The sequence below is a fragment of the Halobacillus sp. A5 genome, assembly GCF_024189315.1.
Lineage (GTDB): Bacteria > Bacillota > Bacilli > Bacillales > Halobacillaceae > Halobacillus_A.
This window is the reverse complement of the sequence record NZ_JAIZEO010000003.1, coordinates 254,072-277,294: the sequence shown is the minus strand read 5'-3', so window position 1 is coordinate 277,294 and position 23,223 is coordinate 254,072. Positions and strand designations below refer to the sequence as shown.

The following is a 23,223-nucleotide window of genomic DNA, read 5'->3' as shown; positions in this document are numbered from 1 at the left end:
CCTGTTGCAAGATCTAAAATTAGATCTTGCAACAGGATTTAATACTCATGAACATTACTAATTATATTAGGTCATCTATACTTTATCGCTACATTTTTCAGTTGGGTATAGTTCTTCAGCGCCTCAAACCCTTTCTCCCTGCCGAATCCACTTCTTTTATATCCGCCAAATGGCATCTGTATGCCGCCTCCAGCTCCATAGTTATTTACAAAAACCTGTCCTGATTGGATTTGATCAGCGAGACGGTGGGCTTTGCCGATGTCAGATGTCCATATGCCGGTTACTAATCCATAGTCAGTATCGTTGGCTAGCTGCACGGCTTCATTTTCCGATTGAAAAGAGAAGACGGCCAACACGGGGCCAAAGATTTCCTCTTGAGCGACCGTGCTGTCGTGGGGAAGCTGATCGATGATGGTCGGCTGCAGATAGTAGCCCTCTTCACAGCCTTCGACTTGCATCCGTTCGCCTCCTGTAACAATTTCACCTTGCTTTCTACCTTCCTCAATGTACGAAACGATCTTTTCGTACTGCTCTTTAGATAAAATAGGGCCGATATCACAATCTTCTTTTCCAGGTCCTACGGTAAGCTCTTCAAATCTAGCTTTTAGTAAAGAGAGAAATCTTTCTTTATAGGAATCTTCAATTAAAAGCCTCGATCCAGCCGAACATGTCTGCCCGGCATTTTGAATAATCGCTCGTATGACACCATTCAAAGCTTCCTGCTCATCACAGTCTGAGAAGACTAGATTGGGAGATTTCCCGCCCAACTCCAGGGTGACGGGAACGACGTGCTCAGCTGCTGCTTTCATAATTTTAATTCCTGTTGATACAGAGCCGGTAAACGTAATGTGGTTAACTTCCGGATGATTGGAGAGTCGAGCGCCGGCTTCCTGACCGAGGCCTGTAACTACATTAAATACGCCTTTTGGGAGGTTCGTTTCGTGAAAATACTCTGCGAGTTTCATGGCCGTTAATGGGGTTTGTTCAGCGGTTTTAACGACAACCGTGTTGCCTGTAGCGATGGCGGCCGCTGTACTTCTGGATGTAATTTGAATCGGGTAGTTCCATGGAATAATGTGGGCGGTGACTCCGATCGGTTCTCTGACAGTAAAATCGATCACGCCGTCTTCGATAGGGATTGTTTCGCCCATCAATTTGTCGGCTGCTCCCGCGTAAAATTCAAAGTAACGAGCTGCTGCCTCAACATCCGCGTATGCTTGAGACAGCGGCTTTCCTACGTCCATCGTTTCAAGATTGGCCAACTCATCGTTATTTTTTCTAATTTTGTGTGCAATTTCTAATAAAATATAACCTCTTTCGTGAGGTTTTACTTTCCTCCATTCATCCGTTTCAAAAGCAGCTTGAGCGGCTGTAACGGCTCGATCGACGTCTTCCGCTTTCCCTCTAGGAATAGTGCCGGTCACGTGTTGATTGGCTGGATTGACAAAATCAAGCCGTTCACGCGCCGCACTTTCCTGCCATTCCCCATTGATATACATTAACAGTTCGTCCATACGTTTCCCTCCCTGCCTTTAAATACCTCTTCCTCCGTCTACATTCAACGCAGCGCCAGTGATCATGTCCGCCTGATCGGATAATAGGAAAATGATCGATGATGCGATATTTTCAGGAGTTAAAAGTTTTCCTAAAGGTACACTTTTTCTAAAGGTTTCATCCTTTGCTTTTTCAATATCCACGCCATCAGCAGTAAACTTTTCAAGCATAGTTGTATCACACGGACCTGGATGAACCGTGTTTACTCGCACGTTATCCTCGGCTAATTCGATGGCGAGCGCCCTTGAAAAGCTTTCGGCTCCGCCTTTTGACGCCACGTATGCTTGCAGTCCGGGACGCGGACGTACCGCGGAGATGGAAGCGACGTTGACGATCGATCCACGCTGTTTCGCTTTCATATATTTCGCCGCTTCCCTGCACGTTAAAAATATTAGCTTCATATTAATGTCGATCAAGTTCTCCCACGTCTCTACTGACACGTTCTCAATCGAATCAGCTTGCTGCGCAAGTCCTGTGGCGTTGACTAGACCATCAATTTTTCCGTAACGATCATTTGTTTCCTGAAACACCCGTCGGACAAAACCCTCATCAAGCAAGTTACCTTCATAAGTGGATAGTTGATCATGCTGGACGCTGTCTAGTTGATCAAGATTTAAATCGCAGCCAACGACCTGGGCTCCTTCCTTCAGTAATTGATGAACGAGCGCAAGCCCCATACCTCCGTTTGCCCCAGAAACAATAATCGTTTTATGTTTGACGTCCATTATTCCACCTCCTGAAATGCAGCTGCCACGCGTTCTCGTATCGCCTGGCCGACTTCTTGTGTTGAAAAACTTCCGCCAAGATCAGGCGTTACGACTTGATCCCGCACCGTGCTTTCTATCGATGAAAGGATAATGTTCGCGTGCTTCGTGTACCCTAAATGGTCAAACAAAAGAGCCAGAGACCAAATTTGCGCGATCGGATTTGCAATACCTTTTCCGGCGATATCCGGTGCTGAACCGTGGACCGGTTCAAACATGGACGGATAAGTACCTTCAGGATTTATATTCGCGGACGGGGAAACACCGAGTCCGCCAACGACGGCTGACCCTAAGTCTGATAGAATGTCACCAAACAAATTAGAAGCAACAACGACCCCGAACTTTTCCGGATGCTGGACCATCGAAGCTGCCAGAGCATCGATGTAAACTGAATCAAACGCCACCTCAGGATAGTCTTCTGAGATGTTTGTCATACAGCGGTCCCACAGCTCCATCGTATGAACGATCGCATTGGATTTCGTTGCACTCGTGACCATTTTGTAGTTGTTCTCTTTGGCAAAATCAAACGCATAGCGGCCGACTTTTTCACAGCCTTCCCGTGTCATGACTGTATTTTGAACGGCCACTTCTTGATTAGTATGTTTATAAACATGGCCGCCCATGTTCGAATATTCCCCTTCCGCATTTTCGCGTATAATTACAAAATCGATGTCCTTTTTACTTTGAAGCGGGGATTGAATGCCATCGAGCTGTCTGGCCGGCCGGTAGTTAATGTACTGTTGAAATTGTTTGCGGATCGGCATGATGAGCTCCCAGATTGTCACGTCATCAGGAACCCGCGTGTCTCCTATCGCGCCAAACAAGATGGCATCAGATGCCCTTAATTGGTCTAAGCTTTCTTCAGGCATCATCCTGCCATGCTGTAAATAATATTCTGATCCCCAGTCAAAAACTTCCCACTTCAAAGTTAACGAATCCTGTTTAACGATCTCCTCTAACAAAGCGAGGGCTTCATTGACGACTTCCGGACCGATTCCGTCTCCAGGAATAACAGCAATTTTATGCATTATGATTCATCCTCTTCATTTAAAAAATTCAAACACGCCTGACGGTAAATTTGCGTCGTAACAGCTAATTCCTCCACTTCCACGTATTCGTTGATTTGATGAGGGATGTCACGATCTCCCGCTCCTATCGTTACAATCGGAACGCCTGCGATATGAAGAAACGTTCCATCCGTCGCTCCTGGGACGCCGTTATAAACAGGATCTTTTTGAGTGATTTGTTTGACCGCTTTTGCCACAGATTGAACGATCGGTTCTTCTCGGTCCGTTTCTGTCCATGGTCGGTCTTCAATTACGTTAAAATCAGCTTTAAAGTCTTCATCGTCCTTAGCTAATTCAGCAAAAATATTTCTGATCTTTTGTTTGAGTTCCTCATGATCCAGCCCAGGCACAGTGCGTATATCCAGCGTTGTCATGCACTGATCAGGAATCACATTGATTTGCGCGTCGCCTCTTACAGGCGCACGTAAAATCGTCGGCGTAATGCTCGGCCAGCCCAGCGTTGGATGCTTTCCTAACCGTTCATGTTCTTTTCTTTCGAGCTTTTCCAGCTCTACAATCACTTTGGCCATCCGCAGATTGGGATTGATGCCGCTCCAGGAAATCGCGCCATGCGCCATTTTTCCATAAGTAGTGAGTTCCAGCCTTATCGCTCCACGCTGACTGATGCACACCTGGTTTTCTTCAGGCTCGCAGATGATCGCTCCATCGACACCTTCCGCCCAGCCGTTCTTAATAAAATGCTTAATACCAATCATCATGCCTTCCTCGTCACATGGAATACACAAAATGATTTTGCCTTTGAACGCTTCGTTGTCCTGTAAAAGGGAATCGACAGCTGTAATCATACAGGCTAAGTTCCCTTTTGTATCGTTGGTCCCTCTTCCATACATGATGCCGTCAACGATTTCTGCATCAAACGGGCCATATTGCCAAGCACCGTGATCACCTTCTGTTACGACATCCGTATGGCCTTCAAGCAGCAGGGTCTTCCCGGGCTTACCAGAGTCGATAATACCAATGATGTTAGGACGTCCCGGTTCAACTTCTTCTATATATACTTCAATGCCTTTTTCTTTTAAGTAATCAGCCACAAAGTAAGCGGCTTTCTCCTCATTTCCGCCTTCAACACCAGGCCGGAAGACACTTGGGATTCTAACTAGCTGCTGCGTTAATGAAATGACGGCCTCACGATCCCTTATTTGTTGTGCATTTATTTTAGTTTGCATTTACAAACTCCCTTCCATCTTCTGCTGTTCACTATAATCGTTTAACGCAAGATTTTTCGTTGCCAGACTAATTGTTACATAAGCAATAAAAGATAAAATGACTGGAAAAAAAACACTGTGCAGGCCAAATAAAGAAGTGTAGAAAACATCAATGATAATGTAAGAGCCAATACCTACAACCATTGAAGAAAGAGCACCATATTTATTGCCCGTTTTCCAATAGAGCCCCATGACAACCGGCCAGATGAAAGTTGCTTCTAAGCCGCCAAATGCAAACAGGTTAAGCCAAATTAATAAATCGGGCGGGTTAAGGGCCATGAGAAACACGAGAATACCGAGAATGGCTGTAACGCCAAAGCTCATTCGCTTAATCCTCCGATAGGATGCATCAGGCTTAACGTAATTGACGTAAATATCTTTGACGACAGAAGAACTGACGAGAAGCAGCAGGGAATCCACGGTCGACATAATCGCGGCCATCGGTGCAGCGAGCACAACGCCGGCCACCCACGCCGGAAGAACTTCTAGCGCAATCAGCGGAATGACCGTGTCTCCAACTTCAATTCCTGGAAGAATCGGGCGGGCAAACACCCCGATTAAGTGCATATTCAACATAATAAAACCTACGACAAACGTACCAATAATAAGAGCGCGGTGCATCGCGCGTGAACTTTTGTATGACATGGCACGAACCGTAACTTGAGGCAGACCGACGACGGCTACACCTACTAAAATCCAAAACGAAGATACATAAGAGGGTGTTAAGCTATCTTCCGCTCCAAAGGGCGTAATGAGGGAAGGGTTCTCGGCTGTTAAGTCAGCCATAATATTTGTAATCCCGCCGCCTGCAATGATCGTAGCGATCAGTAGAATCAACGTTCCTCCCACCATAACAACGCCTTGTATCATATCGGTTAAAGCCACGGCCTTAAATCCGCCGATGACCACATAAATAAGAACCGATAATGCAAAAATGAAAAGTGCCGATGTATAATTGAGACCCGTGAGCGATTCAATTAAACGGGCGCCGCCGACCCATTGAGCAGCCATTGCAGAGAATAAAAAAATAATAATACTAAAAGCTGCGATTAAGACGACCCATTTGCTTTGGTAACGTCCTTTTAAATAATCTGTCAGAGTGACGGCATTGTATCGTCTCGCCATAATTGCAAACTTTTTCCCGAGAATCATAAGTACAAAATAACCTGATGCCACTTGCGCCATTGCAAGCAGCACCCAGCCAAATCCTTCATTATAAGCAACACCAGGTCCGCCTATAAAACTGCTTGCACTACCGTATGTAGCGATCATCGTCATCGCTAAAATAAATCCTCCAAGCTGACGTCCGCCAAGAAAATAATCCTGCATAAAATCTTGATCGGATTTGGTTAGTGAGCGGCTAGCCAGAAAACCAACACCAAAAATGATTACGAGAAAAACGACTAAAGGGATGATGACAGCTATATTCACGAGCGGTCACCCCTCCCTTCATCCTCCAGCGGAACTTCTACAAAAAAGACTTTGACTACAAATGTTACGAGTGCAGCAATGAGAACAAATCCCCCGATACAGCTGTAAAAAAACCACGAAGGCAGCCCGAGGATATAACTGTATTCTTCAGGCGGACGGCTGCCTAAACCATAGGCAAAGGCAAACCACCAAACAAAGTTGATGACAGCCAGTCCCACACCAATCAAAGCTTCGCGATTGGCAATTTTAAAACGATAATCTTCCTGTGAAGGCATATTGTCCAGCTCCTTTGCATAGATTTGTATGCTTCGTTAACAATGATTTCTATTATAAAAGTATTGTTCCTTTATTTTTTCGGAACATTCGAAATTAATTGTACAATTAATTCCCTTCCCATACATTAGACAAACCATTACTTCTTTCTATTGTAAACTAGACACACTGTAAAAAAAGAACAAGATGAATTGGACATTATGGGTAGTAGGTACCGGGTACAGAGGATGGAAGATTCTGTACCCGGTACAGAACCTTAATTGTTGCGTACCCGGTACAAAAAAAGATGCTAAAATTCAATTTTCACTGTACTTGGTACAGGTGAATTCTCCATGGGGAATCTTCGTTTTCAAATGTTTGTTCGTGGCGGAGGTTGAGTTGTTCGTGATTTTCTATGGGCAGGGCTGAGAAAACATACTGTCCGCCTAATCTTTTTAAGGCTTCAGTATTAAGAGAGAGCTCCTCGATCGAGCGGTCACTCGACTTCTTGAACATATAGTGTTTTCCTAGTTCACTTGAATACGTGTAGGCTCTGCCTCCCCATGTATCAAAGTAATTTTCTAATGTGGGACTCTTCTCCAGTTCTCCAGCAATCACTTCACGGAATTGATGTTTATATTCAAGTGGATACGTATTATTGTATGTGTCTAATGTATGAAATCCGTTATATTGCGCAATCGCCGGGTGCATTGCTACACTAATCACCCGGTACGCTGAAGGATCTTCACCGATATACTTTTTAACTTCATCAAATAATTCCGTAGAGTAAAACTCATTATATGTCGGGGTGTTGATTTCACTGTATTTATTTTCTTCATTCAACTGGAAAATGTTCCAGCACTGTGCAATCAGAAGAGCTGCTGCAATTAACCAACCTGCTTTCACCTGCTTAACTACAATACCTAATGCCAGGGCAAAGCATACGTACCAGATCATGGGGTCAAAAAAATGAATACGGGCGAAGTTAAAGGTATTTAGTAAGTTTAAGCTGTCTTTAAGCGGCCGAAACCCTTCCCAATACCAAAAGGCATACCAGATGGAAAGAAGAGGTGTCACGGCAAAAAGTAAGACCAGACGGGTAGGATAGCCTCCGCGGACGATGGCAATAAACACCCCAAAAATAATGACAGGCAGTACTATGGATGTATGCACCGCCATATCATGTGTGTGCCCATAAAGGAAATTATGTACAAAAAGATCAAGTGTATCTTGAAGACCTTTATGACCTAGTTCATTCTCCTCTCGGTGTGAATTGAATGTGGAATCGAAGAACATCGTGTAGAGCAGCATGTAATTTTTAAATAGATATATCGCTGTCATGCCAGCGACAGCAATAAAGAAAGGCAGATTCAGCCGCTTCTTTCTTATCCATTCAACGAACCAGAGTAGACCCATCAAGCCGAGAAAGAAAATAAAGGTTAAGATAAAATTAGATAGTAGCGGGATCAAGCCTACACCGAGCCACACGTACCACGGCGTCATTCCTCCCTGCTGCCTGATCGTAAGGAACAAGTAAAAGGCCAGGGGTAATCCGGCAATGGTTAAGACACCTGATGGCCAAAAGGGCAGCATGGCAAAGGCTAAGGAGCTGCCAGCCGTCAGCCACGATCCTCGAAAATCACGCATGACGAAACGGCTCAGTAATAAATACATGCCAAAAAAAGCAGCGAAGCGCATAATCGTCTGGCTGATCGTATAAGCGGTAAAAGGCTCAAACCAAACATACAGCCATGTTACAGCGTCGAACGCTGATGGAAGAGCACTCCGCGGCAGCCCATTTATGACATTGGGAATCGATGCCCCTGGGCCTGCAAAGAGCTGTTCAGTCTCCGCAAGCAGTTTGTACCACACGATATTTGAATCCATGTTATCGTGCACCCGAATGTGTGTATCTCCTCCTAGAGAAAAGTAAGGAAAGAGATAAGCTGTTAAAACGATACACGCTAGTACATTCCATTTATACTTGATAAAAAAGCTGAATTTGCTTGACGACATAACGGACATCCTCTTCTAACATTCCATAATATAACGGCAGTCTTACCAATCGTTCACTATCTTTCGTTGTATAAAGATCTTCGCCTGCAAACACTCCATACTTTTTTCCCGCGTGAGAGGAATGTAAGGGTACGTAATGCGGGACTGAAACAATGTCATTCTTTTTTAAATAATCCATGAGTTCGGCGCGCTCATTATGATTCCTGCACTTCAAATAAAACATGTGTGCATTGTGCTCTGCTTCGTCAGGAATGTGAGGACCTTCGACGTTATTTAATGCCATCACATGCTCAAGTCCCTCAGCATACGCTTTCCAAGTCTTTTTACGGTCTTTATTAATTTGACCTATGTTTTGCAACTGCCGGTAAAGATAAGCTGTATTCAGTTCACTGATCACATAGGAGGATCCGAGATCACGCCACGAATATTTGTCGACCATTCCGCGGGAAAATTGAGCTCGATTGGTTCCTTTTTCTTGAATCATTTCAGCCCGTTCGATCAAAGGGGCATGATTAATAATCAAAGCCCCCCCTTCCCCGCACGTATAATTTTTCGTCTCATGGAAACTGAACGCAGATAAATGGCCGATAGCTCCTAACGGCCTTCCTTTATACGTACTTGTCAACGCCTGGGCTGCATCTTCAATCACCCACAAGCCGTGCTCTTCCGCCAGCTTCATAATTTCATCCATCTCGCATGCGACTCCAGCATAATGAACGACCACAATGGCTTTCGTACGCCTGGTTATCGCCTGTTTGATCTGCTCAGGATCAATATTGAGCGTTTTTTCATCGACATCGACAAAGCGAATGGCTGCGCCTCTTAATGCAAAGGCGTTAGCAGTGGAAACGAAAGTGTAGGAAGGCATAATCACTTCACCCTCCGGTCCTGCTTCCGTTAAAAGAGCTGCCATTTCCAGTGCAGCTGTGCAGGATGGAGTCATAAATGCCCGTTCGCAGCCCAGCTGATCTTCCAGCCAGCGCGAGCATTTCTTCCCAAACGGCCCCTTCCCAGAAAGCTTCCCGCGGGAGATCGCTTCCTGCATGTATTCTTCTTCTCCTCCAACCACACACGGCCGGTTAAATGGAATCAATTGAATCACCTCATGACGATAATGCCTACAACAATGAACGAGACTCCCATCACCTTTTTAACAGAAATCGGTTCACCAAACATTAAGACTGAAAGTAAAAACACAAGGACGAAAGAGAGGCTCATAAATGGGTATGCGTAGCTGATATCAAACTTTGTCATCGCCGCCATCCAGAAAATGGACGCCACGAATGCGGATAAAAAGCCTGATAAGATAAAAGGATTCAAAAGCAGCTGCAGGAGAAATATAATTTTATCTTTCCAGAGCTCCGGCAGACCGCCAAATTGATCAATTTTCCATTTTAATATTAATTGTCCATAAACCGTAAAGAAAATTGTGCCAAAAATATATGCATATCCCATAAGTCACCTGCCTGAAGATCGACGATTTAGTTTGTGATAGATGTCTTTCGCGCTCTCTAATCGGAAGCCTAAAGTGTGAAATAAATTTAAGGAAGCCACATTGGCTGCTGATACAGACGTCCGAAGTTCTGTTAACATTGAATCCTCCATGTGTTTCCTGCATGCTTGACTCGTGAATGCCTTCGCCAGTCCTTTATGACGATAATTCTTACTCATGCCGAGCAGAAGCACATTCTCTTTTTCAAAACCATAGAAACCTGCAATTTCTTCATTAAATTTCAGAGCATAAATCTGCTCTTTATCGATTAAGTCACTCACCCAGTTCATGTACCTTTGATCTGCCTGCTCATTAGGAATGTTAAAATCCCGGTGGAATCGTCCATGAGCAAACGTCTCTTCAGCGATCGTTAATATACTCGCTCGATCATACCCAGTTGAAACCATTGTTCCTTCCTGATCGAACATGTTCAGCTTGTTCCTCTCACACACGGGTTCAATTAAAGTATCGACATAATAAAACCCATGCTCTAACAACCGCTTCGGATTATCAAAAGGCTCAATTTTGATAGTATAGTGTCCTTCTCGTTCGTCCGTTTCCAACAGGGCTTCTTCCTCCAGGCTCATCACTTCAAACGTATCGATATGAAAGTTCCTTACATCCCACGGGGTCGGACGTAAATAGTCCAGTACCATACGCTCACCTCCGTTCCCTCTCATTAATCTGTTCCCGAATCAGATAAAGCGGTCTTCCTTTAACTTCATCAAACACTTTTCCAATATACAATCCCAGGATTCCGAAATTAAAAAACATCAGCCCGGCAATGAAATACATGCTGACCATTACGCTTGTCCAGCCTTGAACATGGTAATCCATAAAGAAGTAGCGGATAAATAAATACAGACCATACAGGAAAGATCCGACCGATATAAAAAAACCTAACTGAATCGATAATCTTAATGGTTTATTCGACTGGGCGATAATCGTATCAGTCGCAAGTGTTACCAGCTTCTTTAAGCTGTATGACGACATTCCATCCCCTCTGCCGTTATGCTCTACTGGAATGCTCGCAGTCTTGTAGCCCATCCATTGAAGAAAAAGAGGATAGAGGCGATTCTGTTCCTTCATCTGTCTGAATCCTTCTATTACTTTTTTATCAGCTATAGAGAAATTAGCCACCGTATGATCCGAATAACGTCCTGTAAAATAATCATAGATTCGGTAAAATAATTTAGATAAAAGTCGTTTCTTCAACGTGTCCTGACGATGAACCCGCTGACCGAAAACAACTTCAAAGCCTTCCCGCGCTTTTTGATAAAGGGCCACAATCTCTTCAGGGCGGTCTTGTAAATCACAGTCCATAACCACCACCCAGTCGCCTGAAGTATGGTCCAATCCGGCTGTAATCGCATAATGCTGCCCGAAATTCCTGGCTAGATCAATACCTCTCACCCGTTCATCTTCTTTACCTAATTGAACGATTGTTTCCCATGCATGATCTGGGCTGGCGTCGTTGACTAAGAGGATTTCATAATCGGCAGTAAGACCCTTTATTGAAGCCCTAAGCCGGTCACATAATTCACGCAGGCAGGTTTGACAGCGGTAGACAGGAATAACTACTGAAATTAACGTTTGAGCGGCTGCCATTGGTCTACGTACCATTCCACAGTTTGTTGTAATCCCTTCTCTATTTCAACGAGCGGCCGCCACCCCAGTGTACCTCTTAGTTTGGTATCATCCACCGCATATCTCCGGTCGTGCCCCGGACGATCCTCCGCAAAAGTGATTAATTCTTGAAAACTGCCTAAACGCCCCTTTTGAGCAGGGCAGGTTAGATCAAGAATTTCGCAAATTTTTATAGCTAAATTGATATTTTCCATCTCATTCCCACCTCCAACATTGTAGCTCTCCATGGGAGCTCCATGATGATAGATGAGGTCGAGAGCCCGGCAGTGGTCCTCCACGTAAAGCCAATCCCTAATATGTTTCCCATCTCCATAAATAGGAATCGGCTGATGTTGCAGTGCCTTTGAAATAATTGTGGGGATCAGCTTTTCCACGTGCTGCCTGGGACCGTAATTATTGGAGCTGCTGGAGATCACGATGTTCATCCCGTATGTATAGCCGAAGCTTTTCACTAAAAAATCAGCACCAGCTTTCGAGGCACTGTAAGGGTTGCGCGGATTGTAGGGTGTGCGTTCATTGAATTTGTCATCATTATCTAAGGATCCGTAAACTTCATCTGTTGAAATTTGATGGAACCTGGCCGTCTTAAGCTGCCCGCTTTCCTCCCACGCACGTTTCGCTGTTTGCAGAAGATTCATAGTTCCCTTTACATTGGTATCGATAAACGAATCTGCATCTTGAATCGACCGGTCGACGTGGGACTCGGCTGCAAAATGAATAACTCCCTGGATCGGGTAGTCTTGAAACAGACGCTCTACAGCTTCTTCATCCGTAATGTCTGCTTGGATAAATTGATAGTTTTCTTTCCCTCCTATCCCGTCGACATTCAAAGTCGATCCCGCATAGGTGAGCTTATCGACGTTAAGGATTGGCTTATGAGGATATTTGTTTGCGTAATACTTGATAAAATTGGATCCGATAAACCCGGCGCCTCCTGTTATGAGCAGACATGACTTTATACTATTCATGCTCTGTCACCTCCAGCATCGGATGGAGGTCTAATTCATCCCAATACTGTTCAATATGCTTTCGGTTAGCAATATCGATTAAGTATTGGCCGTAATCCGTTTTAGCCATATAATTACCGATTTGCATTAACTCGCGCTGACTGATGTGCCCCATATAGTAGGCAATTTCCTCAATACAGGCGAGCTTGAACCCCTGCCTTTGCTGAATATTTTTCACAAATTCAGATGCTTCAAATAACGAGTCATGAGTACCGGCATCCATCCAGGCAAATCCCCTTCCAAGCAGTTGAACATTGAGCTGACTTCTTTGTAAATACTCTTTATTCAGGTCAGTAATTTCCAGTTCGCCCCGCTCTGAGGGATAGAGGTGTTTAGCAATATCAACGGCATGGTGATCGTAAATATATAAACCTGCTACAGCAAAGTCTGATTTAGGAGCATCCGGCTTCTCTTCTAAGGAGACTACTTTTTTTCTTTCATTAAATTCAACGACTCCAAACCGCTCTGGATCTTTTACCCTGTACCCAAAAACCGTAGCATACTCATGCTGCTTGATCGCTTTACGCAGAAGTGTTGTGAATCCCTGCCCATAAAAGATGTTGTCCCCGAGAATTAAAGTCACCTCGTCCTCACCTATGAAATCTTCTCCAATTATTAATGCTTCTGGTATTCCATTTGGCTTCTCTTGTGATTGATAGGTAATCGAAATACCTAAAGATTCACCATTACCCAGAAGACTTTCAAATCTATTTACATCCTCAGGGGAACTAATAATTAAAATCTCTTCAATTTCTGCAAGCATTAATACAGATAAGGGATAATAAATCATCGGCTTGTCGTAGACAGCAAGCAAATGTTTATTGACACTGATGGTGTTTGGAGACAGCCTTGTTCCGCTCCCCCCGGCAAGAATAATTCCCTTCACACGGATCACCCCACTCCATAAAATTAGTTATACTACCCTTATTACCTTTTTTTAGGTTGCTGACTCTTACATTTTCATTACAGTTTAAAGTTTGATACCTGGTACCCATTAAAAAAATCGATCGTCACAAACAAAGGCCTGCAGGGTTTGCTGCTGCAGGCTTTCTTAGTATGGCTCAGGCTTTTTGGTTATTCGAGGAATTACTGCGGTTGTATTTCAGGACATATAGAAGCAGACTTCCAAAAAAGGCAGCTCCTGTAATTCTTGTAATCAAACTATAAGTGATAGGGGTTTTCACTCCAAACATCATTACATTACGCTCAATGTCTAATCCAATTATCAGGTGAGACAGTAAATAAACTCCTGTGATAAAAATAATCAACCTTAAGAGATTTTTCATGCTCCTCCCTCTTTCTGTAATTAAAGAAGTAAGAATACCAGCGTTCTAGCAGCTATCCCCGATAACCAGCTTGGGAGACCTGCGTTTTGCATTTGAAGAGAAAGAGCTTCTGTAATATCTCCTTGAAAATTAATCACAACGTTTAAGGTTTCCATAACAAATTGATATCCTAAGTATTTTTCTAAGGTACTCTTAGATGCTGTTGAGATCGGCAGTTTGTCTACATATTCTTTTACTGAACTGTTCCAGGCATATTTACCTGTATTCTCAAGCATTGTGATCATTTGCTTTGCTCCATAAGCGGCTGTTTTCGATTTAACGCCTTGAGCCTGAACGGTGGTTTGTTCATTATATGCCGGGGTACTCGACAATTGTTCGTCCAACCCAGTAACAATATCAAGCTCTGTTATGTCATTTTCACGTAGTTCCTTTTCAAGCTGCACCGCTTCCTGCTGTTCGGAATTACCTAAGTCTTCATTATCGGCCGCCTGGGCATTCTCCATAACAGGGGTGAAAACCAATAGCATCATCACAGATGCAATAAATAGGCTGAGTTCTTTCTTCAAAGGATCCTCTCCCTTCTAGTGGTTGCGACCAAAATATCATAGAAATTCTACATTGAACACAGAATGATACAAAGTTGGATAATTTTTACCATCTGAATTTTTTACTCTTGTTACCTATGGCACAGAACGGTCACACCTCTTCTTATAAGCAAAAAATAAGGCAGCCTGTAAAAGACTGCCTTATGATTAAATTATTTTTTTAAAAAGGTTGACTACATTTTCTACAGTAAATCCAAACTTTTTAATCACTTCATCCCCCGGACCGGAAACTCCAAACGTATCAATACTCATCACAGCACCTTTAGTTCCAGCATACTCGTGCCACCCAAGCTTAGATCCCATCTCTATTGTCAGCCGCGCCTGCAAATGATCGGGTAAAACTACCTTTTGATATTCCGTTGACTGTTTCTCAAACAAATCCCAGGAAGGCATACTGACAACACGGACATGAATACCTTCTAAGGACAGGGCTTCCTGAGCTTTTTCAGCCAATTGCACTTCAGACCCTGAAGCAATGAGAATACCGTCCGGCTTTTCCACAGGTTCAGAGAGAACATACGCTCCTCTTTTCAAACCTTCGGAAGCATAGGCTTCTGTACCCTTAAGAGTAGGAAGTCCCTGCCTTCCTAATACAATCATAGTAGGTCGATCTCTCTGTTCCATAGCTATTTTCCAGGCTTCTCTCGTCTCGTTGCCATCTGCCGGCCTGATTACGGAAAGATTTGGCATTGCTCTAAATGAGGCCAGTTGTTCGACCGGCTCATGAGTAGGTCCATCCTGACCTACAGCCACGCTGTCATGAGTAAAAACATAAGTTACCGGAAGTCCCATAAGAGAGGCTAGTCGAATGGCCGGTCGCAGGTAATCTGAGAAAACAAAAAAGGTACTCACAAAGGGTCTTAAATGATGAAGAGCCATCCCGCTTGCAATTGCCCCCATTGCGAATTCTCTTACTCCGAACCTAAAGTTACGTCCGCTATAGTCGTTTCTTGAAAAATCAAGTTCATCTTTTAATCTTGTTTTCGTAGATGAATCTAAGTCTGCTGATCCCCCAATCAATTCGGAGACGGACCTGGACAATGTGTTCAGTATTTCACTTGAAGCCACTCTGGTAGCTAACGTATCCCCTTCTTTGTACTGAGGCAGCGAACCTGTCCAATCTTCGGGAAGCTCTCCATTTATGATTCTTTCAAGTTCTACAGCTGTTTCAGGATGAGCTTGTTTATATTCCATAAATAACTGCTCCCAGGCTTTCTCTTTCTTCCTACCGTTCTCCTTGATTGTTTTGAAATCATCATATACTTCATCAGGCACAAAGAAGTCCTCTTCGAAACTCCAATTATACGACTGCTTCACTCTTTTAATTTCTTCAACTCCAAGCGGGTCACTGTGGGCATCACTAGTTCCTTGAATGCTTGGAGCACCATAGCCAATTATTGTTTTAATCTCAATTATAGATGGACGCTCTTCGTCAGCCTTTGCTTCTATTAATGCTGCTTCTATTGCTTCTAAATCATTTCCGTCTTCTACATTTATATATTGCCAGTTACATGAGGTGAACCTGCTCCTGATATCTTCAGAGAAAGATAGACTCAGTTCTCCATCCAGACTGACATCATTTGAATCATACAAAACAATTAACCTGCCAAGCCCCAAATGACCGGCCAGGGACGCTGCTTCATAAGAAACGCCCTCCATTAAATCTCCATCTCCACAAATTGTATAAGTATAATGATCAATCACAGGAAAGTTCTCTCGATTGTACTTCTCTGCCATATGTCTCTCTGCGACAGCCATACCTACACTTGACGGGATCCCTTGTCCTAAAGGGCCTGTAGTTACCTCTACCCCAGGCGTAACTCCGTATTCGGGATGGCCCGGCGTCTTACTGCCATACCTGCGGAACTCCTTTAAGTCTTCGATAGTCAAATTATAGCATGCCAAATGAAGCAGACTGTACAGCAAGGTGGATCCATGACCTGCTGATAGAATGAACCGATCTCTGTTAACCCAGCCGGGGTTTTCCGGATTTATATTCATTATGTTTTTCCATAATGCGTAAGCCATTGGAGCTGCCCCCATCGGCATGCCTGGATGACCATGCTTAGCCTTTTCAACACTATCTATGTTCAACATCCGAATCGTATTAATCGATAACTCTGACAGATTTTGTGCAGATATAGACATGAAATCTCCCTCCATATTAAAAAATTTAAAGGGAGAGAATCCCCTCCCTTCTTATTTTAATTATGCGCTTTTCTTTCCTCTAAAAGGAATGACCATAAGTGCCAGGATAACAATCAAACTTATAACTATAGCGATAGGTCCTCCATAATTAGCAAGGGAACCGAAGAAAATACCCCCAACACCAAAGTCAGCATCAGAGAACGTGGTATTCGCGAATCCTAGCTCCCCTAATACCGGCAGTAGAAAAACGGGTAGAAAAGAAATAATTACCCCATTGACGAATGAGCCTGATACAGCTCCCTTGATACCTCCCGTAGCATTACCAAACACACCAGCAGCAGCACCCGTGAAAAAGTGTGGGACAACTCCCGGCAGGATAATGGTACTGCCCACAATAGCCATTACTGCCATGCTGAACAGGCCACCTATAAAACTGGAGAAGAAACCGATTAGTACAGCGTTAGGCGCATAAGTGAAAACAATCGGCACATCCAAAGCCGGTTTCGCATTTGGAACCAATTTTGTAGAAATCCCTTTAAAAGCAGGTACAATTTCAGCTAAAACCAGGCGGACACCAGCAAGAATGATGAACACGCCTGCAGCAAAGTTACCGGCCTGCACGAGGGAGAACACGAGAAAATTAGTGTCGTCGCTAAGTTCAGCTTCGATATAGGCAGGGCCTGCCGCTAACGCCACGATCATATACATCACTACCATTGTTAGAGCGATGCTCACAGTGCTGTCTCTTAAAAATCCGAGCCCTTTTGGAAAATCGATTTTTTCAGTGGATGTAGAATTTTTCCCTTTAACCGCTTTACCTACAAGCGCACTTAATGCATAGCCTACAGCGCTAAAATGTCCCAAGGCGACTTTATCGTTACCTGTGAGCTCACGCATGAATGGCTGCAGAATCGCAGGTGATAAGGTCATTATGATACCAAGCGCAACTGAACCAGCAGCAATGAGACCCACGGAGTCAAAACCGGCTACAGCCATAATAACCGCAAGCATACAGGCCATATATAATGTATGATGACCGGTAAGGAAAATGTATTTAAATCTTGTAAATCTAGCAATTAAAATGTTAACAATCATTCCAAAAAACATAATCAATGCCGTATTAGAACCATACTCATTTAATGCCAGCGCTACGATAGCTTCATTATTAGGAACTACTCCCGAAACATTAAACGCTTCCTGAAACATAGCTCCAAAAGGTTCTAAAGAGGTTTCTAAAATCCCTGCACCTGCGGCTATCACTAGAAAGCCGACAAAGGTTTTCGTCGTCCCTTTCATCGTATCCGATAAATTTTTTCTTTGAGCTACAAGTCCGATTAAGGCAATAAGAGCTACTAATATGGCAGGTTCACTTAAAATATCTATTAAGGTCGTAAGAATGCTGTTCATCGTTCTTTCCTCCCCTTCCTATTTCAACCATTAGATGAGATCTTTATCTTCAGCCAGCTTCCTGACCTTTTCTCTCAACTCATCCATATCAATAATATTATCTAATACGACAATTTCACCGAGATGCTCCCCGCTTTCCGCAATATCTTTAGCTAAAAAGTAAACATCCGCATCACCCGGAGCTGCGGAACTCAAATCAGAATGTGAGACTTCAACACCGGTCACTCCCAGTTCCTCGAAAGCCTGATTAATGTTCATCTCCACCATAAAACTTGTTCCTAACCCTGAACCACATACTGCTAAAATCTTCATTTCGCTTCCTCTCCCTCTTTTATAATCTTAATAATCTGCTGAGCAGAATCAGCATTCTTCATTGACTGCAGGGAATCTTCATTTCCGAGCAGCTTCGTTAAATGGGCTAATGCTTTGAGGTGAGCCTCATTATCTATAGCTGCCAGGCAAATAAACATCTCAATGGGATGCTCTTTTTTATCGAGTAAGAGTACAGGCTGCTGGGTCCGAAGCAGAGACATACCCACTTGATTCACACCAGCATCTGGTCTTGCATGAGGAATAGCTATCCCTTTCCCTATATGAATATATGTTCCAATCTCCTCAACATTTCGTATCATGGCTTCCACGTAGCGATTTTCTATTTTGCCGGTATCCACCAGCGGACGGGCCGCCTTATTTATTGCCCCCCTCCATTCGAGCTTCTCATTGGTAAAATGGATCATTTCTTCTGTTAATAGTTCCGAAAGCATTGGCTTCTCCCACCTTTGTTCTGTGTTTAAATATATGAGATCCACTAATTCAGTGAATAACTTCTTTTCATTTTTAATATCCGCATTCCTTCTCACAATGTCCATTACCTGATCAATGGTAATATTATCTTCCTGTATATGAGGAAACTCAGAAGCTACAGCTTGAATTAAAGAGTTTTTCTCCACAATAGATAATAATGGCTTAACGAGAAATACAGGTTTTATTGACGTTAACTGGACCGTAGAAAAGATTAAGTCATAGCTTGAAGGGGATACATTATGAAGGTTCTCCGTCGTATGCATCCTCGAAAATTCTATTGCCGGAAACAGCTCACTTAATTGTGATCTAAGCATAATAGAAGAGCTGACACCATTTGAGCACACTATAATTGCCCGGACTTTGTCTGATTTAACCTCTCTGTGTTTTTCTAAATAGCCACCAAAGTGAAGAGTAAAATACCCTATTTCCGCCTCGCTGATTTTCTTCCCCGTCCAATCGGATAAAGGTTCAAGAGAGTTCTCAACAAATTGAAATAACTCTTTATATTCTTCTTTGATTCTGTGAGTCATCGGATTAATTAAGGGGATTCCAAACGTTATTCGAAAAAAAGTAGGAACCAGGTGATTAAACAGACTTTGAATCAAATACGACTTATTTTCTATAGGAAGCAAAGTATTTCTTTCAAATTCATCAATGATCTCCTTAGCCAGCTTCAGCAAGGAAGAGTGGTCATGGCTTTTGACTTCTTCCTGCGAGGTTAAAAGCTGAATCGCAACGAAATACTTCTCATTTTCGTACCTTTCTGGAAATATTTTTTCAGCCAGTTCCTTTGCTTGATCGAAAAGTGTCTGTTTCTCCAATATTTCTATTTCATCAGCAGATAACTGCAGAGAATGATTTTTTTTACGAGCTTTCATAAAGGTTAGATGATAGATCATTTCCATTTTTCTGCTCTTCACAAGTTTTAGGGAATCGCGAGTAACTATGTGATCCATTATGTCTTGAATGGGATTGATTTCTTTCTCCTTTTCCCACGATTTTAAAATCATCAAGATTATTTCTTTTCCGAGAGGCTGCGAGAGTAAATAATCGATACAGTAAACAGCCAGCCTTCGTTTATCCATTTCTTCCCCTTCAAGAAAATAACCGTCCATTCTTTTGTAAGAAAGGTGGACATTCCACTCTTCGCATACCTCTTTTGCTTTCTTCACATCGGCTAAAGCCGTATTCTTACTCACTCCGAGCAGCAGCTGATAGTGATAGTTTGAAAGCTCCTCCCCTCTAATAAAAGTGTATAAGTAAATAATGAAGGGACGGTCCGTCTCAGAAACAAAAAGGTCATCCCCTTTCATCCCAAGCGCTGCCTCTTTCTGTACAAGCGATTTTATCCTTTCATCTACGATAAAAGCTTGATTTCTCAATTGAACCGAAGGAAGGTTAAACTGACTTAAAATACTGTTTGTTTTCTCCAGCAGGTATTGAAATTGTCTGTTTGTAAGATTCATCTCCATCATAATTTCCGGCTTTGTTATTTGATCATATTGCATGATCCTTTCTAGAAACTGATAAGACTTCTGATCCAGCAAGGAAAGAACCTCCCTTTCTTATTTTTATTGTAAAGCGCTTACAACACTGTCACAATACTATTTGAACCCAATCTTTGTATTAGATTCATACATACATTGTGCTCGATTACTACTGTTTTAATAAATGTAATCACAGTATACTTTAACTGTTCAACTGTACATTGAGGAGGTCCTATATGATACCAAAAGCTATCGCCCTCGATTTAGATGGAACACTATTAAATGAAGAAAATGAAGTGACGGAAGAGCTTCTTACTCTTCTTCCTAAGCTGCAGCAAGAATACGGAATTCGAATTTTTGTCGCGTCAGGCCGGACGAAACTCGAAATCGAAGATGTACTTCCCTCATCGCTGCAAGTGGATGGAGTGGTTACGGCTAATGGAATGGGAGGATATTCAGGAGCAAGAACACTGTTTGAATATACACTGGACCCTGAATTGGTTCACAATGTGGTAGAAGAAGCCCGTAATCACGGCATATATTACGAAGTACATCCAATGAAGCACAGCCGTATCGCTTTAAAAGAAGACCAAAATCTTTTGAAACGAATCGTTCACGCGAAACAGCCGGATACCCTGCTGGATAACGAATATTATTCAAGAAAGCAGGCTGTTCAGAGCCACATCGACTGGGTCGATCATTTGTCATATGAATCAATTGTTAAGGTTTACTTTTTCAGCATGGATCCTGAGATAATTAAGGAATGGAAGGAAGCCTTGAAGTCTCTTAATGAAAACCACCGTTTTTCTATATATTCCTCATCCCTGCACAACGCAGAGATTATGGATAACAAGGCTTCAAAGGCAAGAGGGCTGGAATATTTACTTAAAGAATTCGGAATACCTGCCACAAAGACTATGGCCATAGGAGACGGAGAGAATGATCTGCCCATGCTGAAGCTGGCAGGATATTCTGTGGCTATGCAGAATGCAGAAGAGGTCGTTAAGCAGAATGTCCATGAAGTCACGAAGAACTCATACAAACAAAACGGTTTATATGAATTTTTAATGAAAAAAATAAGGTAAATGGAGCAGCTTCCTCCATTTACCTTTACAATTAGAAATATACGGGCTGTCCCGTTCTTGCCGACTCATAAACAGCCTCAAGAATTTCGCTGACAACTAGTGCCTGCTCAGGCTGAACGACCGTTTCTTTATTATTTAGCAGACTGTCAATCCACAGCCTCGCTTCTCGATCACTGTCACTTTCGTCTTCACCGCTGTAGAAATCAACTCCCCCTGCATCAAGATCTGGTTTAGTGATATGTAACTTTCCGTATTTTTCCCCGTTAATCCTCAGACCATCTTTCATATCAGCTCCACCTTCAGTTCCGCACAGCGTACTCTGCGCCTCTCCAATATCAAGAGAGTTTAAAGCCCAGCTTGATTCAAGTATGACGGTCGCTCCATTTTTCATAGTGATAAAACCAAAAGCTGAATCTTCCACGTTAAATTCCTTCGGATCCCACGGACCAAAAGCGTTTGCCGCGTTTTCTTTGTCCGATAGCTTATGGTAAATGTTCCCCATGACACTTTTTACTTCGTAGTTATTCATTAACCACAGCGTCAAGTCAAGAGCATGTGTACCAATATCAATTAGCGGTCCTCCACCCTGCTCTTCTTCGTTTAAAAACACCCCCCACGTCGGAACGGCACGTCTTCGTATAGCATGCGCTTTAGCGAAGTAAATATCTCCTAACTCTCCGTTTTCACAAGCTTGTTTTAAGTACTGGGAATCATTACGGAAACGATTGTTGTAACCAATAGCTAAGCGTTTCCCGCTGGCTTTAGCAGCTTCTGTCATCAGCCGGGCTTCTTCAGCTGTTTTAGCCATAGGCTTTTCACACATGACATGCTTTCCTGATTCTAAAGCAGCAATACTAATTTCTGCATGTGATCTATTCGGGGTACAGACGTGGACTACATCGATCTCTTCTTTAAGTAAGTCTTGATAATCTGTAAATACTTTTGCCTCACTGCTGCCATATTGACCGGCTGCTTTTTGAGCGCGTTCTTCGACTATGTCACAAAAAGCAACCATTTGAACTGCCTTTATTTTTGAGAGACTTGGCATTTGTTTGCCGTTGGCAATACCGCCGCAGCCTATGATTCCTACCTTTAATCCCGTTTCTTTCATATTTGATCATCCTCCTTGCAAAATTCTATTTAAATACTGATAGCTTTCCTGGATGCTAAGCAGCGGGTTTTTGTCATACTCCTCCTGCTCGACTGTGTACCACTCGATGTTGTGCTGTCGGCCCAATCGTACAATCTCCTTAAAATCCATCGCGCCGCTTCCAACTTCAACATTTCTTTTTTCTTCAAAGTTGTTCATGTCTTTCATATGCAGAATCTTGCAGCGGTCCTGATACTTACTAATGAGGTCTACTGACTTGATACCACACACCTCAGCCCAGTACGTATCTAATTCGATAAACATATTGTCTTTTCCTGTATGGTTAACTAAAAGATCGAGCCCGTATTCTCCCTTATACTTTTCAAATTCAACATGATGATTGTGATAGCCAAAAAGAATCCCCTGTTCACGGCAGGTTTCTCCAACTCTATTAAACTTTTCGGCCGTCCGCTTATAATCATCCGCGCTGTTTCTGTAAGACCCGGGAAGGCCAGGGCAGATAATATATGGACTCTTGATTTCTAAAGAATACTCTATCACGCTGTTTAAATTATTCTCTAAATCTTCAATTCCTATATGACTGCCTGCGGCTTTAAGCCCCAGCTGATTTAATGTATTGTGCAGCTCAGAAGCAGAGGTCCCAAAATAACCAGCAAACTCAACCCCATCATACCCCGCTTGAGCAACCTTCTCCAACGTCCCTAAAAAATCCTTCTCCGTATACTCCTTCAACGAATAAAGCTGCAACCCAATTTGACGATTAATCACGCACCACACCTTCCTATAAATAGTTTTTTTCTTATTTTTCTGTGTACCAGGTACACATTAATTCAT

General features: G+C 43.0%; 22 protein-coding genes. 1 reads left to right on the top strand and 21 read right to left on the bottom strand.

Annotation, left to right across the window (positions count from 1 at the left end):
• Positions 1 to 71: 71 nt before the first annotated feature.
• From LF822_RS13215 to LF822_RS13125, 19 genes are all read right to left on the bottom strand, one after another.
• Positions 72 to 1,514: an aldehyde dehydrogenase family protein gene (locus LF822_RS13215; RefSeq protein WP_253924535.1), complete on the bottom strand. Its 1,443-nt coding sequence runs from the start codon at positions 1,512 to 1,514 to the stop codon at positions 72 to 74.
• Between the two features lie 18 nt (positions 1,515 to 1,532).
• Complete coding sequence (locus LF822_RS13210) at positions 1,533 to 2,279, bottom strand: SDR family NAD(P)-dependent oxidoreductase (RefSeq protein WP_253924534.1); 747 nt, start codon at positions 2,277 to 2,279, stop codon at positions 1,533 to 1,535.
• The gene (locus LF822_RS13205; RefSeq protein WP_253924533.1) at positions 2,279 to 3,346 is read right to left on the bottom strand and encodes a tartrate dehydrogenase; all 1,068 of its coding nucleotides are present in this window, start codon (positions 3,344 to 3,346) and stop codon (positions 2,279 to 2,281) included. The genes LF822_RS13210 and LF822_RS13205 overlap by 1 nt, the downstream gene beginning before the upstream one ends.
• Positions 3,346 to 4,572, bottom strand: coding sequence for a M20 family metallopeptidase (locus LF822_RS13200; RefSeq protein WP_253924532.1), 1,227 nt, complete (start codon positions 4,570 to 4,572; stop codon positions 3,346 to 3,348). The genes LF822_RS13205 and LF822_RS13200 overlap by 1 nt, the downstream gene beginning before the upstream one ends.
• On the bottom strand, positions 4,573 to 6,042 hold the full coding sequence (gene panF, locus LF822_RS13195; RefSeq protein ID WP_253924531.1) for a sodium/pantothenate symporter: 1,470 nt from the start codon (positions 6,040 to 6,042) through the stop codon (positions 4,573 to 4,575).
• Positions 6,039 to 6,317, bottom strand: a complete 279-nt coding sequence (locus LF822_RS13190) for a YhdT family protein (RefSeq protein ID WP_253924530.1) — start codon at positions 6,315 to 6,317, stop codon at positions 6,039 to 6,041. Before LF822_RS13190 ends, panF begins: the two co-directional genes overlap by 4 nt.
• Before the next feature lie 301 nt (positions 6,318 to 6,618).
• Positions 6,619 to 8,310: a DUF6044 family protein gene (locus LF822_RS13185; RefSeq protein WP_253924529.1), complete on the bottom strand. Its 1,692-nt coding sequence runs from the start codon at positions 8,308 to 8,310 to the stop codon at positions 6,619 to 6,621.
• A complete protein-coding gene (gene rffA, locus LF822_RS13180; protein ID WP_371925912.1) occupies positions 8,273 to 9,412 on the bottom strand; it encodes a dTDP-4-amino-4,6-dideoxygalactose transaminase in 1,140 nt (379 codons plus the stop codon). Before rffA ends, LF822_RS13185 begins: the two co-directional genes overlap by 38 nt.
• Positions 9,409 to 9,765: an EamA family transporter gene (locus LF822_RS13175; RefSeq protein WP_253924527.1), complete on the bottom strand. Its 357-nt coding sequence runs from the start codon at positions 9,763 to 9,765 to the stop codon at positions 9,409 to 9,411. Before LF822_RS13175 ends, rffA begins: the two co-directional genes overlap by 4 nt.
• A gap of 3 nt (positions 9,766 to 9,768) precedes the next feature.
• On the bottom strand, positions 9,769 to 10,458 hold the full coding sequence (locus LF822_RS13170; RefSeq protein WP_253924526.1) for a GNAT family N-acetyltransferase: 690 nt from the start codon (positions 10,456 to 10,458) through the stop codon (positions 9,769 to 9,771).
• Between the two features lie 4 nt (positions 10,459 to 10,462).
• Positions 10,463 to 11,425: a glycosyltransferase family 2 protein gene (locus LF822_RS13165; RefSeq protein ID WP_253924525.1), complete on the bottom strand. Its 963-nt coding sequence runs from the start codon at positions 11,423 to 11,425 to the stop codon at positions 10,463 to 10,465.
• A complete protein-coding gene (gene rfbB, locus LF822_RS13160; protein ID WP_253924524.1) occupies positions 11,389 to 12,417 on the bottom strand; it encodes a dTDP-glucose 4,6-dehydratase in 1,029 nt (342 codons plus the stop codon). The genes LF822_RS13165 and rfbB overlap by 37 nt, the downstream gene beginning before the upstream one ends.
• Positions 12,410 to 13,342, bottom strand: coding sequence for a glucose-1-phosphate thymidylyltransferase RfbA (rfbA, locus tag LF822_RS13155; RefSeq protein WP_253924523.1), 933 nt, complete (start codon positions 13,340 to 13,342; stop codon positions 12,410 to 12,412). The genes rfbB and rfbA overlap by 8 nt, the downstream gene beginning before the upstream one ends.
• Before the next feature lie 175 nt (positions 13,343 to 13,517).
• Positions 13,518 to 13,742, bottom strand: coding sequence for a hypothetical protein (locus LF822_RS13150; protein WP_253924522.1), 225 nt, complete (start codon positions 13,740 to 13,742; stop codon positions 13,518 to 13,520).
• 20 nt (positions 13,743 to 13,762) lie between these two features.
• Positions 13,763 to 14,308 carry a hypothetical protein gene (locus tag LF822_RS13145; protein ID WP_253924521.1) on the bottom strand — a complete coding sequence of 182 codons (546 nt, stop codon included), beginning with the start codon at positions 14,306 to 14,308 and terminating at the stop codon, positions 13,763 to 13,765.
• Between the two features lie 186 nt (positions 14,309 to 14,494).
• The gene (tkt, locus tag LF822_RS13140) at positions 14,495 to 16,495 is read right to left on the bottom strand and encodes a transketolase (RefSeq protein WP_253924520.1); all 2,001 of its coding nucleotides are present in this window, start codon (positions 16,493 to 16,495) and stop codon (positions 14,495 to 14,497) included.
• A gap of 60 nt (positions 16,496 to 16,555) precedes the next feature.
• Complete coding sequence (locus tag LF822_RS13135) at positions 16,556 to 17,902, bottom strand: PTS ascorbate transporter subunit IIC (protein ID WP_253924519.1); 1,347 nt, start codon at positions 17,900 to 17,902, stop codon at positions 16,556 to 16,558.
• A gap of 30 nt (positions 17,903 to 17,932) precedes the next feature.
• Positions 17,933 to 18,214, bottom strand: a complete 282-nt coding sequence (locus LF822_RS13130; RefSeq protein WP_253924518.1) for a PTS sugar transporter subunit IIB — start codon at positions 18,212 to 18,214, stop codon at positions 17,933 to 17,935.
• A complete protein-coding gene (locus tag LF822_RS13125) occupies positions 18,211 to 20,253 on the bottom strand; it encodes a BglG family transcription antiterminator (protein WP_253924517.1) in 2,043 nt (680 codons plus the stop codon). The genes LF822_RS13130 and LF822_RS13125 overlap by 4 nt, the downstream gene beginning before the upstream one ends.
• A 176-nt stretch (positions 20,254 to 20,429) precedes the next feature.
• Here LF822_RS13125 and LF822_RS13120 point away from each other — a divergent pair, with 176 nt between their 5' ends.
• Entirely contained in the window at positions 20,430 to 21,278 is an 849-nt protein-coding gene (locus LF822_RS13120; RefSeq protein ID WP_253924516.1) for an HAD family hydrolase, read from the top strand.
• A 31-nt stretch (positions 21,279 to 21,309) separates the two neighbouring features.
• Here LF822_RS13120 and LF822_RS13115 read toward each other — a convergent pair whose 3' ends face one another.
• Both LF822_RS13115 and LF822_RS13110 read right to left on the bottom strand, forming a co-directional pair.
• On the bottom strand, positions 21,310 to 22,389 hold the full coding sequence (locus LF822_RS13115; RefSeq protein ID WP_253924515.1) for a Gfo/Idh/MocA family protein: 1,080 nt from the start codon (positions 22,387 to 22,389) through the stop codon (positions 21,310 to 21,312).
• Positions 22,390 to 22,395: 6 nt separating this feature from the next.
• Positions 22,396 to 23,157 (bottom strand): sugar phosphate isomerase/epimerase family protein, encoded by a 762-nt coding sequence (locus tag LF822_RS13110; protein WP_253924514.1) that lies wholly within the window; start codon positions 23,155 to 23,157, stop codon positions 22,396 to 22,398.
• Between the last annotated feature and the right edge of the window lie 66 nt (positions 23,158 to 23,223).